This is a genomic window from Bradyrhizobium sp. th-b2 (assembly GCF_000426785.1).
GTDB lineage: Bacteria > Pseudomonadota > Alphaproteobacteria > Rhizobiales > Xanthobacteraceae > Bradyrhizobium > Bradyrhizobium septentrionale.
In genome coordinates, this window is the sequence record NZ_AUGA01000017.1 from 145,956 (window position 1) to 161,022 (window position 15,067).

A 15,067-nucleotide genomic window follows, 5' to 3' on the forward strand; every position below is an offset into this window, starting at 1 on the left:
CTCGCGTCAGCCGCGGTCGTCTAACAGCCGGTACTGTCATTTTCCCACTCCGGATCGGCGTAAAGGCGGTACTCGAGTCCTTCACGGTGCCACTGGCCGGCGCACACGGCGATGGCTTTGTTGCCGGAGAGGAAGTCCTCGTCGGTCATCTCCTCGGCGCCGAGCAGCTCCTTAAGCTCGGTTGCCGTGACCAGTTCGTTGGTCCAGATCAGTTCAGCATTGCCGACCTTGATCTTGGCCAAGTCCGTGAGGCTGTTCTCGACCTGCGAGATGGCGTGCCGCAGGTCAGCCAGCTCGGACAAGAACATGGCGGCATTGTTCGGGCCGCCGCCGGGGTGGGTGCTGTCGACGCCGAAACGGCCGATCTTTCCGAAGATGCGCAGGCAGCGGCCGATCACCTCGGTGACCTCGCCGGACTCCTCGACAACACGGGCGATCTTGCCGTCGACTGTGGTGGGTGGATATCTGGGGTTCATGCCGCAGCAATCTTCAGTGCCATCGCGACTGCTGCCTCGACACGGTCGTTGATCTCGCCATCGACGAGGGCGCTCACCTTGCGGCTGATCCGGTCGTCGATGTTGGACATGGCGCGCGTCTGGACACGGTTGAATGCTTCCTCGGCCGCCGCGACAACCAGCTGCTCCCCGGTGACCTTGTAGCTGAGCATCAGGTCGTTAACCTGTTCCTTCAGCGCCTTGTCCAGCGCCTGCTTGGCTTCCGGTGTCAGCTTGGGATTGTGTGTGCGCCACCCGTCGCGCTTCACCTCGGCGACAGCATTGTTGAACATGACCTCGAATTGCTTCTTCAAAGCCTCGTTTTCGAACAGCATCTTCTCGATCGCTCCGGCGTCGAGTTTCAGTTCAATACTCATTTCACACCTTTCATATCGATCTTGAACGTGGTCAGGTTGTTGCCGACCAGATAGGCGAGAAGTTTCATGGCAGGCATCCGGCGTATCCGGGTGCCGTCCCGCTTGACCTGCATGATCTCGCCGCGCGGGAATTTCGGCGGAGCCTTCCATCCCGGCGGCGTCGTGATCAGGACTGCGGCGTCTTCTGCCGGCATCTTGTTGAGCGTGTAGAAGTTGATGTTCTCCACACACTGTCTGGCGAGATTGTCGGCGATCTTCATGCTGCAATCGGCTCCGGCGAGAGCTTCTTTAGCTCCTCCTTCACACGTGCGATGACGCGGCCGGAGAAGTTGTCCGGGTGGCGCGGATCGGTCACGATGTCGCCGTCCATCTCCAAATCCTCGTCAAGCCCGAAGGCGGTATGCGGGTTGCTCGCATGCCACATGCCGTAGAAGTTCCGGATCGACATGCCGGCGAACATCAAGCAGCCGGCGTGCTCCGGATCTTCCTTTGGCTGACCGCTGAACGGCATGCGCCTGGTCCCGAGCCAGCCGAGAGGCGCCCTCCAGCTTGCCGGGTCGAGCCATCGCTGGACCGCGACAGCATCAGCCTGGACGCGCTTGACGATGTCAGCCACGATGCCGTCTTCGTCCAGATAGGAGCCATGCCATTCCTGGCTGTTCCTGGGTTCACCTTCAACAACGTTTGCCATTACGCGGCTTCCTTCCATTGGGACTGATCCCGGGCTTCCTTCATCAGCTCTTCGAGATCGAGCCCGGGGATGATGATTGACGTGATGATCTCCATGGCCCGATCGAAGTAGAGCTTGAACTCGTCCTCCGGCATGGCGTCGAACGCCGTGGAGGAGGGGCACATGATGATCTCGGCATCCGGCATGATCACCGGTTCGACCACACCGCAGCCGACCAGGAGCGACTTGTGGAGCGCATCCTCGGTCGAGAACTTGTCGGTGTTGGTCACCACGATCCGCAGGATCACCCGATACAGGCGATGCCGCGGGCCGCTGCGAGGCTGTGCGAGCTGGATGCGGAGAGGGATATTCTCCGGATAGCGCTCGAACATCTCGATGTCGTATGGCGCATGCGGAACCAGCGCGCCCTCGACCTTTCTGACGAGGATCCACTGACTCTTGGACTTGTTGCTTGCCTTGCTCATGAGACCTCAGATTGCGGCGCGCTTGCTGGGTCTCGGCTTCCGCTTCGGGGCCGGCTCCTCAGGGCGCTCCTTGGCGACTTCACCCAGCTGCCGGATCTGATCGCGGCAGGCATCGGCCAGCATGTCGATCTGCTTCTGGGACAGCTCGTACTGCTCCCGGTGGCCGGTCTCTTCCGACCACCAGGCGCGCAGACTGCTGGCGCTGCGGGCAAGCTTGATCCCGAACAGCGCCAGCTCGCAGTAGGCCTCAGCTCGGCTCATGCCACCTGCCGAGGAATCTGGCGGCCTGCTCATAGAAGTCCTTCCAGCCCGCCTTGATTGCGGCTTCGACGTGCTGGTTGGCCTTCAGGAAGTTGCGGTGGAGCTTCTTGGCCAGCTCCACCGCCTCCTGGTCGAACGACACATCAGCCATTGGCGGCCTCCTTGTCCTTTGCCGGCTTGGACCAGCCCAGATCCTTCAGGCGCTCGGTGGCAAAGGCGCGCAGGTCGGCGACCTCACCCTTCGACATCTCGGCCATCGCGTCCTTCATGTCCTTGCTGTTCATGAGGTCGGTCACGGCCTTGATGTCCTGGCAGTTGCGGATGTCCGTCTCCGCCCGGACGATCAGGTCCTCGATGCGATTGCCGCCCTTTGCGCCGGGATCATCGTCACGGCGATCATCGCGATCGTCGCGTCGGTTATCGTTGTCGGCGCCGCCATCGAACTCATCGCCGTCGCGGAAGTCCCGCATGAGGTCGTTGACGTAGCGGTTGTCGTCGTACATGCCGAGGTGGATGTCCGCGGCGAAGCCGAGACCGCTCAGCGCCTTCGAGATCGCGTCCGTCAGCGACTTCTTCGGCGCCTCTTCGTCGGTGTACCAGCCGTTCTTGTTCTTGCCGATGAACTGGGTCTGACCGTAGTGCTCGATCTCGCCCTTCTTGCCGTCGAGCATGTACCAGAGCTTGATCCGCAGGACGTGGATCACGTTCTGGTCGTTGCCGGGCTGATACTTCTCGTCGATCACGTTCCAGCCCCAGCCCAGGCCGAGCGGTCCGAACTGCTGGGTGGCCTTCTTGGCCAGGTACGTGGCGTTGGTCGCCGTACCCTTGAAGCCACCGCCGCGATTGAACTGCTTGGTGTACTTCGGATCGGTCGCCTCGACGGCGTTCCAGATCTTGAGGTTGTCGTTGCTCATGCTCGCTCCGTTTATGCCGCTTCTTCAGCAGCGGGTTTGTCGTTGGTATTGGCGGGTTTCTTGCGCGGCGCCCGCGTCTTCTTTGCCGGTTTATCTGCCGCTTCGTCGTTGGCCGGCGGCGGCAGGTTCGCGGCATCCGCGACCGCCTGCTTGATCGCCTCATCGTCGAACTTGATCAGCTGCTTTCCGTCCTTCGACAGGTTGATGCTGATGCCCTTGCCGGATGCTGCCTTCGCATCAGCCGGGAACAGCCGCTTGATGGCCTTCTTCGCCTTCTCGTGCTTCTCGACGGACGGCTTGGTGCTGAGCAGGGTGAAGGCGAGGTCGCACCACTCGTTGTTCGTGGTCATGTCGATGACCTTGATGCGCTCGGCGACCGGGATGTCGATCTTCGGCGCGCCAGGCACGCGGCCGGTCTCGACGCAATCCCAGAAGTCCTTCTCCGCTTCGAGCAGGGCGAGCTGGTAGAAGAGGTCGGCCTCGACCTCGATGATGACGTGCTGTGCGGCGCCTGTCAGGATCGACAGGTAGGCCTTGGGCAGATCGGTCACCATCATGTTGTGCTGAACCTGCGGGTAGTACTTCTCGTAGGCCGCCTCCTTCGAGAAGCCGAAGGGGAACATGAACTTGAACTCGGCGATCGCGATCGGATCAGCGTCCACCGCCTTGCGGACCAGGCCGTCGAGCGTGGTGTGGGCCTTGTCCCAGGCGTAGTAGTGGACCTTCTTCTGCTCGTCGGTGACCAGCAGCTCGGTCTCATCCTCGAACAGGTCGGCGTTCAGCGGCTCGGTCAGGTTGCCGAGATTGATCAGGATGACTTCGCTGAGATCCTCGGGGAGGACCTCGCCGCGCTTCTCCATCCAGAGGCGCTCGATCGCGTCCCGATCACCGGACATGATGATCTTGGCGTCCGATCCACCGATCGACTTCATGCGTGCTGCACGAGCCTCCTCGCTCATGCCGATATGGCCAGTACGCTTCCTCATTGTGCAAATCCTTGCATTCAAACAAACGGTTAGACGTAGTCGCGCCAGACCGCCTGATCGCCGAGCGTGGCGATGAAGGCCTTGTGGTCTGCGCGATCAGCGTCGGTGACGCGGCTCGGAAGCGGGACTGGCCGCTGCTGAACCTTTGGTGCCTCGAACTCCTCATCGCCGAGGAGATCGAGCTGCATTCCGTGTTGCAGGCCACCCAACAGTTCGACGTAGACCTGCACCAGCAGCTCGGAGTCGACGAGGGCGCCGTGATGCTCCGATCTTCTCGAAGCATCGATCTTGTAGAACGAGCAGAGCGCATCGAGTGTGTGCCGGCGCCGCGGCAGGACCTGCTTGGCGAGAGCCAGCGTGTCCACGACCGGGTTCGCCAGCGGGGCGATATCGAGCCGCTCCAGCTCGGCATTGATCATCGGGATGTCGAAGGACGCATTGTGTGCGACCAGCTGGGCACCTTCGATGAAGCTCAGGAACCGGTTGTGGATCCTGCGGAAGGTCGGCTTCGTGCGAAGAAACACGTCGCTCAGACCATGGACCCGGTACGCATCCTTGTGAACAGGATGGAGCGGGTTGCAGTAGACGTGGTAAGTCCGTCCGGTCGGGACGCGGTCGATGATCTCGACACAGCCGATCTCACAGATCCGATCCACTTTCCGATCGAGCCCAGTGGTCTCTGTGTCGAGAACGATCTCCCTCATCGCCGTACTGGTCTCCTCGTGAACGGGTCTATTCCGTCTTCGCGCATCTGGGCGAAGAGTTGCTCTTGCGAGCGGTCCAGGACGGTCTCAGCTGCGGCCAGGAACGCTGACCGCAACATCTCGAGTTCGGTTGGCGAACAGCCTGCCAGGACGCCGGACAGATACCTGGACAGGCAGGAGGCCTGCAGCTGCGCCGCCGCGTGAACGCGCAGGTGAGCCTCGGCCCCTTCAGCGCTACGCTGCGTCACGGAACAGCGAGGCCCGGAACGTGATGCCCGTGCGCTCCTCGAACCGGCGGATCAGGGCGATGACCCCGTCCGCGGTAAACTTGGTGTAGAGACCATCGAGCGACGGAGCCTTGTCCTTGAAGAAGGTCGAGGTCGGCTTGCCGATCGGATAGATGTCCTCGAACTGGAGGAGCATCAGAACCGTCTCGTTGCCGGCGATGCGGATGGTGTGCAGGTCGTCCGCCTGGAGGTAGTAGGACTCTCCGTTGGTGAACTTGGCACGGTGCGCCTCGTACAGGCACTCCTCACCGGCGAAAGTGAAGCCGTCGCCTCCGTTCATCGGAGTGCGATACTCGAACCAGTTGAACATCTGGCCCTTGGCCTCGTCGTCGGTGCGGCGGAACGTGACGTTCTCGACGGCACCTGCCGCGACGTAGGTCTCGAAGTCGTAGCGGTGATCGTGCGGGGCGACGACCTCCGGCAGCTTGTTCACGTCGCCGTCGAAGAAGTACAGCTTGACGGTCTCGTCCTCAGAACGCTTGAGGCAGAGATAGTGGAAGCCCTTCTGGTGCATGTCCTTGAAGGAATGCTCGACGACGTGGTCGATATCGATTCTCTGGGGGAGCGGCAGATCGGTCATGGGTGAACCTCTTGGAAGGTGATGCCATCGCCCGGCGCGATGCCGAGCCTCTTCTTCAGACCGGACATGATGAAGCCGACCGTCCTGGTCTTGATGTCGTAGGCGACCTGCCGATCCCGCGTTCTCGGGTTGGTAGGGCGGTAGATTTTGTGGACCGTCTCGGAGTCGCCGCCGCGGGCGAGGGCGACTGCAGCCTTGGTCAGGCGTTCCGGGATGCGGGCACTGACGCAGAAGCGCATCCACGACAGAACCCCGAGCGCCCGGTCGATGTCGTTTCGCTGGGGTGCGTACTTGGTGTTACCGTCGAAGGGCTTCATCGCCGAGAGCAGCCGGATCTTCTCGATCTCGATCAGCTCGGCACGCGACATGCCGATCATGTTCCAGCCGCCAGACCGCTGCCCTGACGTTAGCCAGCGCCGCTCCTGGTCCGGCGTCTTGTCGATGACCTCGATGGCCTCGACAAGCAGCTGCCAGATGACGTCGGAGTGCTTGGCGTTCTCGCCCCTCAGCCCCGTGGCCAGCTCGCCACCATGGGCGAGCCAGCCGAGAGCCGTCGTGCGATCCTCATGCAGAGACGAGGTTGTCATTCCGGATGTCCGAGACCGTGGGTTTGGCGTCGAAATCACGACGACGGGTTGCGCGGTATTCGAAGATGTTCGTGCCGACCCGGGCCTGCGTCAGATGCAGGTGCCGGAGCTTGGCGTCGGCGAGAACACGATCGGCGACGAAGTTGAGAGCGCGGATGCGGGTGCGCTCTGCGGCCCGGAGGACATCGCTATCGGGCACCGCGACCTGGCGGTCGAACTGGAGGTCGCCCTGCCAGTAGACCAGGACGTCGCCATTGGCGGCATCCTTGAACCAGTCGTAGTACTCGGAGAGAGCCCCCGGACCGACCTCCAGGACCGTTCTCGCCATTACGCCACCAGCTTCTTCAGCAACGTGGCGTGGGCGTCTGCGAGCACCGTGAGGTTCTCGACGATGCGACCGAGCTGCGCCACAGCCTCGACCTTGTCCTCCGGATCGAGCACCGGCTCGTCGCCCAGCTCGAAGTAGGGCTCGAAGTGGACTTCCAGCTCGTCGTCGTCGTCTTCCTCGTCCTCGGCTTCGACTTCGCCGTAATAGCCAGCCATAACCTCGTCAGCGCGGTCGAGCGCATCGGAGAACTGGTCGCCGAGACAGACGCCGGGCGGGCAGCCGCACACGTCCGGCGGGCTCAGCTCGGAAGCGGTGATGCTAACGGACGTGACCTCGATGGCGCCGAGCGCTGACAGGAAGGCGATCAGCTCAGCAGGCATGCCCGCCTTGGCCAGGCCTTCTGCGCTGAGGTCTTCCGTGTTCATGACTTTCATTCGTACTCCGTTTGCAATCGTGCAAATGATTGGATGTGAAAGAGGGGCGCCCTGGCACGCACAACCAACAGGGCGCCCCTCGGTTTTCCCCGCTCAACGGGGAAGCTCAGTAGAACTCGCCGAACCTTATCCGGTCGAGCAGTGACGGCTCAGCCCGCTCAAAAGGGGATGTCGTCGTCCATGTCGTTGTTGCGGCTGCCGGACGCCGCTGCACGGCGCGGCGGATCGCGACGGTCGTCATCGCGGTCATCGCGACCACGGCCACCACCACGGCTGCCGCCACGGTCATCGCCGCGATCGTCGTCGCGGGAGCGGCTGTTGGAGCGACCCGACGAGCGGCTGTCGCCACGGTCGTCATCGCGATCACGGCTGTTGCCGCGGGAGCTGCCACGGCTAGAGCCGCGGTCATCGTCACGGTCGCCGCCGCCACGGTTGTCGTTGTCGAACGACAGCTTCATCAGCGCGTCGATCGAAGCGAATGCCGGGATCACGACCTCGGTGGCGTACTTCTTGTTGCCGTCGTTGTCTTCCCAGGAGCGGGTCTGGATCTTGCCCTCGATGCGGACGAGATCGCCCTTCTTGAGGTAGCTCTCGGCGAACTTGATCGTGTTCTCGTTCCAGACCACGATGTTGTGCCACTCGGTCTTTTCCTGGCGCTCGCCAGAGCGCTTGTCCTTCCAGGTCTCGCTGGTGGCGACGCTGAAGTTCGCGACGGAGCTGCCGTTCGACAGGTTCTTGATTTCGGGGTCCTTACCGAGCCGCCCGATCAGCTCCACTTTGTTCAAACTTGAGGTCATTGATCTCTCCTGCGGTTTGCATTATCAGAGCGCTTGCATTCGTGCAAGCGAAAAGTTACGAAAACGGTTTGACGAACAGTCCGGTCCGCTCATCGAACGACATCACTGCGATGCCGGTGTTGCCGGCGATCCGCTTGAGGCGGACCTTGCAGATGTCGATCTCACGAGCGTACGGATCCTCCGGATCGCCGCTATGCACGACGACGCCGAGATCCGCCTTGTTCGCCCAGTGCGCGGAGTCCGAGATGTTGTAGAGGCCCGGCTTCTGGTCGGCTGCGAGCTTCGTCGGGTGAGCGACGACGACAACGCAGACACCGAACTGTTTTGCGAACCGCTTCAGCTTTTTGATCATCTTGCCGACATATTCCGTCAGCGAGACGTTCATGGGCCGATTGTGCTCCAGCTCGTTCCACGGATCGATGAGCAGCATCTTCACGCCGTCGCGGAACACCGCGGTCGCGGCGCGCTCCAGCAGGAAGTCGACATCGATCTCGAAGTCCGCCGACTCGTCATAGTCGATGAACTGGAAGTAGCGCTCGACGAATGCTTCGGCTCTCTGCTTCTCCTCGAATGACCAGTCCTTCCTGGGCTTCTCCAGGAATGCGGTCATCAGCTCGTGCCCCAGGAACGGCTTGACGTCCTTCTCGCCGGAGAAGATGGCGATCGGCCACTTGTGCTTCTTCGCCATCAGCACGGCGGCCTGGTTCATCAGGGTCGACTTGCCGACGTTCGGCACGCCCGTCGCGATGACGAACTGGCCGGCGTAGAACTTCATCAGCCGGTCCAACTCTTCGGACAGGCCGATCTCGCACATCTGCGGAATCTCCATCTCCGGATAGTCGGAGAGGCGGAACAGACCGGTGACGGGCCACGGCTTGGCATTGTCGATCATGTCCCGGACGCGCTCGGCGCCGAGGTACTGCTTGACCTCGTTGAGATCCTTCGGGGCTCTGAGCTTGCCCTTGTTCTTCTTGTCGGGGACGACCTCGTCCTTCGGGTACTCGGCCCAGAAGCACTTGGCCGCGCCGATGCGTCTGACCAGCTCCTTCGCCATCCGGCGACCGGGCTCATCGGCATCGGTGCAGATGATGTGGTGCTTGACCCGCATGATCGGGTCCATCAGGCGCGACATGAACGCGAACTTGTCGTCATCCTCGGGGTCGATATCCCGGGCATCATCCGGCACGGCGATCAGTTTGCCCTTGGCGTCGCGGGCAGGGGGCGCACCATCCGGAACGGAGATGACCGTCTCGTAGCCGGACTCCTTGCCGGCCTGGACGTCGAACTCGCCCTCGACCCAGATCAACGACTCCTGGCCGACTTCGAGCTGCGTCATCGTGTTTTCGTCGAGGAGCACGTCGGCGTTGTACACCGTCTTGGGCGCGTTCGGTCTCTGCTGGAATCTTCGCTGGCCGTCCTGCGCCCACCGGTACTTGGTGTTCACTTCCTCGCCGTGCTCGAAGTAGGGCCAGCAGAGGATGTTGCCGTTCTCGTCAGGGACGATTGACCCATCGCGCGAGCGACGCCCGCTGTAGAGCCCCATAGCCGCCGACATTTCCACGCTGAGGCCGCGGTCCTCGATCCCCTTGGCGTGTTTCTCGCTTAGCATTCTCTGAACCTACCCATCCGCAGTTTTTGCAGTTCCACACGACGCCGCTGGCGTCGATCTTGACGCTGAGGCATTTGATTTTCTTGTGAGCGCCCTTCCTCTGGTGAGAACACTGAGGACAGAGCGCGTACTGGTTTCCCAGCTTGATCGAGCGAACCTCGATCTTCTCCTCGCGGAGGACCTTGGCTACGTCGACGCCGGCCATCAGATCGCCACCCGCTTCACGCTACGCGGCTTGTCCGGCGGACCTTCCGTCTCCCAGCGCTCCTGGTTCAGCCAGGTCGTCGCGTGGGGTACGAACTCAGCCCGGCTGCGGTCCTTGGCGATCTCCGACTTGGTGCGCTCGGCGAAGTAGCGCAGACCGGTCATGATGACCTCGAACTCGACCCGATCCTCGGCCTCGAACTTGTCCAGCTTTTCCAGCGCTGCCTTCTTGCTGGAGTTCCGGCGGGGCGGATACAGCTTCCAGAACTGCTCGCGATAATCTGCCGGCCAGGACGCAGTCTTGCGCGGCTTCGGGGTGGTTCTTGTTTTCGGTTCAGATGATGGTTCTAAGTGGTGGTTTATGGTGTCATCCTGGTTGACACCGTCCTCTTCGGCCGGCACGGGACCGTCGTAGAGGTTGAGGACGTCCATGTGGATCGTGTACTCGGATGATCGGGTGCTGCCATCGGCACGGACGCGACCTTCAGCCGAGAGGACGCCGATCTCCTCCATCAGTTTGAGATTTTTGTTCACGCAGGCCCTGGTGAGGCCGGTGATCCGGGCAATGGTGTTCTGCCGGGGATACGCGCTGTCCTCGTCGCCGGCAAAGTTTGCCAGGATCGTGAGGATGTGCCGCATTGTGGGGGTGACCTTCTTCGGACTGACGTCGACGAAGGACTCGATCACCCAGTTGATAGCTCTGATGCTCATGTCGTTCCGTTGATTTGCCCGCCGGGTTGACACCGCCGCGGGGCCGTTGTAGTTGCATGAATGCAAACAAAAATGCAAGCCACGAGATGTGGTGATTGCGACTTTCGAGTCACACCAGGGAACTGATGGAACGCATCCTCGTAGCCGGCCTCGATCCGGCGTTCGCCGCCTTCGGCATCGCCAGACTGTGGCTGGACCTGAACACCCTGGAGTTCACCCTGGACCGCATCAGGACTCTCTGGACCGACAAGCGGGCCGGGAAGGGCAAGGTCATCCGCCAGAACTCCGACGACCTGCGCCGGGCGACCGAGCTGCATGACGGCATGCACGAAGAGCTGAAGGGCTGCGCCGTAGCGTTCGGTGAGATCCCCTCAGGTGCTCAGGCCGCCAGGGCTTCCTACGGTTTCGGAGCAGCGGTCGGCATCTTGGCATCTGTCAAGATCCCGCTGATCCAGGTCATGCCCCTGGAGACGAAGCTGGCCAGCGTGGGGCGCAAGACGGCCGAGAAGCCGGAGATCATAGCCTGGGCCGCGGAGCGCTTCCCTGAGGCTCCCTGGCCGCGCTACGGGGCCAATACGCGCAACAAGAAGGGCGAGACCGTCAATCGGGCAGGGGATTTGCACATCGACAACGAGCACGCCGCGGACGCCTGCGCAGTGGCACAAGCTGGCATTCGGACGCCCGAGTTCAAGCAGCTGCTTGCATTGTGGAAGATGACAGCTGCAAACCGTGGTTGATACTTGCCGTGGCAAGTTTCGACGTAGCTGATTGATTTTGCTGCATTTCGTGCCGTTTTTAGAACGGAACGTAAAAAAAGTGTTTGCAATCGCGCGAAACCTATCGTATTTGCCCTTGTTAGCATCCACGCAAACGGATGAACGAGGCTACGATGACTGCAAACTTCAACATGTTCGTTTTCAGAATGTTTGACGCTCAACCTCCGCGAATCGGCCTCGTTTAGAGGCACACTAAGAACTTGTTATGCGAACCGTGCTAATGGAAGGATCGCAAATGGCATTGTCGGCACCCGAAATGAAAAAGTCCCCGACCCCGAAAGAAATCGTGATCGAGTGGATCGATCACATCCTCGACCGAAAGAAGTGGACCGGCACAGATCTGGCCAGGCACTCAGAAATTGCGCCTTCAACGATCCTCCGCCTGATCAACAACCCCAAGCACCCGTTCATTCCGACGCTGTCCACGCTCCAGAAGATCGCCAAGGGCTCCGGCTATCCTATCCCGAAGCGGGTGATGGCGGCGCTCGGCGGCCCAGAGGACGCTGATGTCTCTACTGACGATGATCGTGAGCCCAGCACCCTCCGCCGCGTGAACCTGCGGATGCCGCAGCGACAGCCCACTGTCGAGTTGCGCCATGTGTCGTCGTTGCCGGCCGCGCTGCAGTCTGCCGCGAGTCCGCGTCGGGAGGGCTACGTGCCAGCTCCCGCACAGCTGGAGGGCGACGAGACTGCGTTCGCATTCCACATGCCCGACAACTCGTTCGGCATGTGGTTCAAGTCTGGCGGTCTTATGTACGCCTCCAAGCGCCGCGACCCGGTGCCTGGCGACATGGTTGTGATCACGGACAAGAACGAGAAGACTCGCGTTCGCCTGCTCATGGACATCACCGAGAAGGGCCTGAAGCTCTCGAAGTCCATGCCGGAGAAGGAAGACGAGACGATGGACTTCGAAGAGGTCAAGGAGATCGCCATCGTCGTCGTCACGGTGCGTCCTATCTAACGGAGGGTCGCCTATCGGCGGCCCTCACAATCCAAACAACTTCTGCACGCGATCCAGCATGGCCCTAATCCTCTCTGGCGGAGAGGTCATAGCGTTCACATCGAAATCGGCCTTGAGCTGCTGCAGCTGTTGCAGCCACGCCTCCAGCTCTCGCACCGCAGCCAGATCGACCTTCGCTTCCCAGCGAGCCTGTTTGATTTCGAGGTCGGTCTTCTGGATCTCGAAGCCCAGGTAGTCGAGAAACTCCTTCAGCTGCACCGTCACACGCTCGATCGCAGGCTCGATGATCAGAAGCGAGTCGCAGATCTCCGTCATGATACCCGGAAGGCGATCCTTAAACTTAGGGTTGATAGGGCGCGCCGCGGGTATCGCAGGCGCCACAGCGCTACTCTTCATCTTCATCAGCTTTCCTTGTTACGCAGTGTTTTCATGCGTTCCTGGCTCTCGACTGCATGCAAGTCTGCCTTGGTTGGCTTGAAGGGCTGCAATCCACGGTCGATTGCCGCCAGGGCAAGTGCCGTGGCCTTGGTCACCCCGCGAATCTCGTACTTCCCCACAGCCTGCGTCGTCAGACCGAGCCACTGAGCCAGGTCGGCTTGAGTGAGGTTTCGGGAAATGCGGAACGCCTTAACTTCCTCGCCCTTCAAAAACTTCTTGGACGAATTACGACTGAGCGCCATTGCTAACCTTTCGAATGTGCTCTTCAGACCGCATTCGCGCTGGCCGATCAGGGGAAAGGGTTACCGGTACGTGGTTGCTCCACACAACGGTAACCCGGCTCACTCCACGCGTACTGGGACAAGACGGCTGCCGATTGCGCACGATGGGCACCACTTGCGAGCGCTGCCCCAGTTCTTCAGTTTCCGCTCAAACGTACTGGATGCCCCGGGAAAGAACTGCGCAACGTGGATCCGGCTCCCGGCTTGGACTGCAGCTCTGACCAGCGGGGAGCCCCGCCCTGACATGTGCTGCTGGAGTCTCCTGTCGGGAGACTCATCCTCACAGAAACCGATGTAGTGCCCAGCGTGTTGGTAGCTGGGATCGAAGTGCAGTAGATAGACGCTCATTTGCTTTCCCGCAACTCTGGCCCTTTGAACAATTTGTTATGCGGCTTGCGCAACAGGAGCGGGACGTATGCGAGCTAACCGCTTTTGCTTCCATTGATCCCGTACTATGAGGACCAGTTCGGAGCGGGGCTTCGGCTCCGAAACCTGTCGCCATTTCGGGCCCGGGCTGCACAGCGCCCACACGACGAACAGCGCTGGCATGGGCTTGGGCTTCATGATTTCTCCTTGGCTTTGATGAAGTTACTGATCGGGCCGTCGCTTTCGTCGAACACGTTGACGATGCCTCGACCCTCCAGCTCGTTGATGGGAATCCAGAGCGTGAACGTCAGGCCCTGAGGGGGAGCGAGCTGCTCGATGCACTCGATCAGAGCGTCCGCGTTTGTATGGATTGTATGCTCGACGTCCTCGTGGTCGGCGCCCTTGGTCTCGACCAGCATCGTCACGCGCTGTCCGAGCTTGAAGCCGGCGGCCTTCCGAAGGCCCTGGACGTGATCGAACGTCGTCCTAGCCATAGACGATGTCCCCGAACACGCAGGCCTGGATGAAGACGTCAGCGGTCTCGGCGTCGCCGGTCTCCTTGACGATCTGCTCGATGCGCCAGGCGTGATTGTCGAGCAGCCATTTCAGCCCCTTCTTCACGGACTCCGGCGTGAAGACGTGGACCTTCTCCTCGTCGTCGGTCACCTCGATATTGAAATTGCCTGCCCAGATCTTCTCGTCGTCGTACCAGGGCTGGACGTCAGTCTTGATGTCCTCGACGGGACGGAAGCTGGTCATCCAGTATCCTGATCCGCCCTCGATCGCCGTGACGATCTGGTCGGCGATCTTCCTCGCGTCGATGTCGATCGACGCCGTAAACGTATCGTTCATGTTTCACTTTCCTTGTGATGCGCGTGTCATGCGAAATCGAGTTCGCCATATCCGTCTTCGACGTAGCGGTTGGATCTGCGGTATTCTCCGCCGCTGCGGGGCGCCGCTCTGCGCTCGCCTCTGCTGGTGTTGAGGACGTCGCCGACGTTGGTGTCGTCGAACTCGTCGTCGATCAGCTCCTGATCCCAGGGTCCGGACTTCATGCAGCCTCCTTGGCGCGCTCGTAGTTCGAGGCGCCGGCTCCGTGAGCGATGATGGTGATGTCGGCCTTGGCCGATGAACGTGCGCCACCGCAGAGAAGGCACTGGGCGCACTGGGTCGCCTTGCCCATCTCCTTGCTTGCCGGGCAGTGGCCTTCGCCGGCCAGCTTAGGGTCGTCCTTGCCGCGGACCCGGAAGGTGCGGAAGCCGAGCGCCTTGGCCTCGACGCGATCCTGCTCGCTGTCGCAGGACGCCATGCAGAACGCCGAGAGCATCGGGTATTCACGCCACAGGTGGGTGTAGCCGGACAGCTCGCTCACGAGATCCAGCACCTGTTCCCAGATGCGGAACGGAACTGCAGCTGGATCGCCATAGGCGCCGAGCCGGACCTTCCTGCGGGCCAGCAGCTTGCGTGCCTTGGGAAGGGGGACGTCGACATAGACGCCCCGTGAGAATGCGTCCCAGACGACGTGGGGGCCGCGCCAGAGCATCACGTAGCAGGAGCGGCCGACGTTCTTGCGCTCGCCGGTTTTGGGGTCGGTGACGACCTTGCCGCGGTGCCTGCAGCCGGCGCAGATCGAATGGTCGGCACCGATCTGGGATGCCTTGAGCGGGTTCATGTCGGCCCGCAGGATGTAGACCTGGACCATGTGTCCGGTCTTGGAATTGCTGCCACCGGTCTCCAGGCCGGTCGCGATGCAGACGATAGGTTCGCCGTCAATGACGGACGGACCACGATAAAGAATGATCCCGTTCATGGGTCTC

At 61.4% G+C, this 15,067-nt stretch carries 25 protein-coding genes; 2 read left to right on the top strand and 23 right to left on the bottom strand.

The features are described 5' to 3' along the window. Positions 1-20: 20 nt before the first annotated feature. The 17 genes from K359_RS0121440 to K359_RS0121525 all read right to left on the bottom strand — a co-directional run bounded on the left by K359_RS0121440 (position 21) and on the right by K359_RS0121525 (position 10,404). A complete protein-coding gene (locus tag K359_RS0121440) occupies positions 21-476 on the bottom strand; it encodes a hypothetical protein (RefSeq protein ID WP_029081163.1) in 456 nt (151 codons plus the stop codon). Further along, on the bottom strand, positions 473-871 hold the full coding sequence (locus K359_RS0121445) for a hypothetical protein (protein ID WP_029081164.1): 399 nt from the start codon (positions 869-871) through the stop codon (positions 473-475). The genes K359_RS0121440 and K359_RS0121445 overlap by 4 nt, the downstream gene beginning before the upstream one ends. Continuing rightward, a complete protein-coding gene (locus tag K359_RS0121450) occupies positions 868-1,131 on the bottom strand; it encodes a hypothetical protein (RefSeq protein WP_029081165.1) in 264 nt (87 codons plus the stop codon). Before K359_RS0121450 ends, K359_RS0121445 begins: the two co-directional genes overlap by 4 nt. Beyond that, positions 1,128-1,580: a hypothetical protein gene (locus K359_RS0121455; RefSeq protein WP_156928598.1), complete on the bottom strand. Its 453-nt coding sequence runs from the start codon at positions 1,578-1,580 to the stop codon at positions 1,128-1,130. Before K359_RS0121455 ends, K359_RS0121450 begins: the two co-directional genes overlap by 4 nt. Continuing rightward, complete coding sequence (locus K359_RS0121460; RefSeq protein ID WP_029081167.1) at positions 1,562-2,026, bottom strand: hypothetical protein; 465 nt, start codon at positions 2,024-2,026, stop codon at positions 1,562-1,564. The genes K359_RS0121455 and K359_RS0121460 overlap by 19 nt, the downstream gene beginning before the upstream one ends. A 6-nt stretch (positions 2,027-2,032) precedes the next feature. Next, positions 2,033-2,287 carry a hypothetical protein gene (locus K359_RS0121465; RefSeq protein WP_029081168.1) on the bottom strand — a complete coding sequence of 85 codons (255 nt, stop codon included), beginning with the start codon at positions 2,285-2,287 and terminating at the stop codon, positions 2,033-2,035. Then, positions 2,274-2,438, bottom strand: a complete 165-nt coding sequence (locus K359_RS61400) for a hypothetical protein (protein ID WP_156928599.1) — start codon at positions 2,436-2,438, stop codon at positions 2,274-2,276. Before K359_RS61400 ends, K359_RS0121465 begins: the two co-directional genes overlap by 14 nt. Then, positions 2,431-3,201 carry a hypothetical protein gene (locus K359_RS57340; RefSeq protein WP_051346256.1) on the bottom strand — a complete coding sequence of 257 codons (771 nt, stop codon included), beginning with the start codon at positions 3,199-3,201 and terminating at the stop codon, positions 2,431-2,433. The genes K359_RS61400 and K359_RS57340 overlap by 8 nt, the downstream gene beginning before the upstream one ends. 11 nt (positions 3,202-3,212) lie before the next feature. Further along, a complete protein-coding gene (locus K359_RS52625) occupies positions 3,213-4,187 on the bottom strand; it encodes a YqaJ viral recombinase family protein (protein ID WP_084518467.1) in 975 nt (324 codons plus the stop codon). Positions 4,188-4,216: 29 nt separating this feature from the next. After that, on the bottom strand, positions 4,217-4,891 hold the full coding sequence (gene dnaQ / locus K359_RS0121485; RefSeq protein ID WP_029081169.1) for a DNA polymerase III subunit epsilon: 675 nt from the start codon (positions 4,889-4,891) through the stop codon (positions 4,217-4,219). A gap of 234 nt (positions 4,892-5,125) precedes the next feature. Further along, complete coding sequence (locus K359_RS0121495) at positions 5,126-5,758, bottom strand: hypothetical protein (RefSeq protein WP_029081171.1); 633 nt, start codon at positions 5,756-5,758, stop codon at positions 5,126-5,128. Next, positions 5,755-6,345 (bottom strand): hypothetical protein, encoded by a 591-nt coding sequence (locus K359_RS0121500; RefSeq protein ID WP_029081172.1) that lies wholly within the window; start codon positions 6,343-6,345, stop codon positions 5,755-5,757. Before K359_RS0121500 ends, K359_RS0121495 begins: the two co-directional genes overlap by 4 nt. Beyond that, positions 6,323-6,673: a hypothetical protein gene (locus K359_RS0121505; protein WP_029081173.1), complete on the bottom strand. Its 351-nt coding sequence runs from the start codon at positions 6,671-6,673 to the stop codon at positions 6,323-6,325. Before K359_RS0121505 ends, K359_RS0121500 begins: the two co-directional genes overlap by 23 nt. Beyond that, the gene (locus tag K359_RS0121510) at positions 6,673-7,107 is read right to left on the bottom strand and encodes a hypothetical protein (protein ID WP_029081174.1); all 435 of its coding nucleotides are present in this window, start codon (positions 7,105-7,107) and stop codon (positions 6,673-6,675) included. Before K359_RS0121510 ends, K359_RS0121505 begins: the two co-directional genes overlap by 1 nt. A 158-nt stretch (positions 7,108-7,265) precedes the next feature. Next, positions 7,266-7,904 carry a single-stranded DNA-binding protein gene (ssb, locus tag K359_RS0121515; RefSeq protein ID WP_029081175.1) on the bottom strand — a complete coding sequence of 213 codons (639 nt, stop codon included), beginning with the start codon at positions 7,902-7,904 and terminating at the stop codon, positions 7,266-7,268. 55 nt (positions 7,905-7,959) lie between these two features. Beyond that, on the bottom strand, positions 7,960-9,513 hold the full coding sequence (locus K359_RS52630) for a DnaB-like helicase C-terminal domain-containing protein (protein ID WP_051346262.1): 1,554 nt from the start codon (positions 9,511-9,513) through the stop codon (positions 7,960-7,962). 204 nt (positions 9,514-9,717) lie between these two features. Then, positions 9,718-10,404 (bottom strand): hypothetical protein, encoded by a 687-nt coding sequence (locus K359_RS0121525; RefSeq protein WP_156928600.1) that lies wholly within the window; start codon positions 10,402-10,404, stop codon positions 9,718-9,720. A 149-nt stretch (positions 10,405-10,553) separates the two neighbouring features. Here K359_RS0121525 and K359_RS52635 point away from each other — a divergent pair, with 149 nt between their 5' ends. Continuing rightward, positions 10,554-11,165: a hypothetical protein gene (locus tag K359_RS52635; protein ID WP_051346264.1), complete on the top strand. Its 612-nt coding sequence runs from the start codon at positions 10,554-10,556 to the stop codon at positions 11,163-11,165. Positions 11,166-11,439: 274 nt separating this feature from the next. Further along, complete coding sequence (locus K359_RS0121535) at positions 11,440-12,165, top strand: helix-turn-helix transcriptional regulator (RefSeq protein ID WP_156928601.1); 726 nt, start codon at positions 11,440-11,442, stop codon at positions 12,163-12,165. Positions 12,166-12,189: 24 nt separating this feature from the next. On the opposite strand, the gene K359_RS0121540 is transcribed toward K359_RS0121535, so the two are convergent. The 6 genes from K359_RS0121540 to K359_RS0121570 form a co-directional block, all read right to left on the bottom strand. Next, a complete protein-coding gene (locus tag K359_RS0121540) occupies positions 12,190-12,567 on the bottom strand; it encodes a hypothetical protein (protein WP_029081178.1) in 378 nt (125 codons plus the stop codon). After that, a complete protein-coding gene (locus K359_RS0121545) occupies positions 12,567-12,845 on the bottom strand; it encodes a helix-turn-helix transcriptional regulator (protein WP_029081179.1) in 279 nt (92 codons plus the stop codon). Before K359_RS0121545 ends, K359_RS0121540 begins: the two co-directional genes overlap by 1 nt. Before the next feature lie 599 nt (positions 12,846-13,444). After that, a complete protein-coding gene (locus K359_RS0121555) occupies positions 13,445-13,744 on the bottom strand; it encodes a hypothetical protein (RefSeq protein ID WP_029081180.1) in 300 nt (99 codons plus the stop codon). Beyond that, on the bottom strand, positions 13,737-14,102 hold the full coding sequence (locus K359_RS0121560; RefSeq protein ID WP_029081181.1) for a hypothetical protein: 366 nt from the start codon (positions 14,100-14,102) through the stop codon (positions 13,737-13,739). The genes K359_RS0121555 and K359_RS0121560 overlap by 8 nt, the downstream gene beginning before the upstream one ends. Positions 14,103-14,128: 26 nt before the next feature. After that, on the bottom strand, positions 14,129-14,305 hold the full coding sequence (locus K359_RS61405) for a hypothetical protein (RefSeq protein ID WP_156928602.1): 177 nt from the start codon (positions 14,303-14,305) through the stop codon (positions 14,129-14,131). Beyond that, on the bottom strand, positions 14,302-15,060 hold the full coding sequence (locus K359_RS0121570) for a hypothetical protein (protein ID WP_051346269.1): 759 nt from the start codon (positions 15,058-15,060) through the stop codon (positions 14,302-14,304). The genes K359_RS61405 and K359_RS0121570 overlap by 4 nt, the downstream gene beginning before the upstream one ends. Positions 15,061-15,067 lie beyond the last annotated feature (7 nt).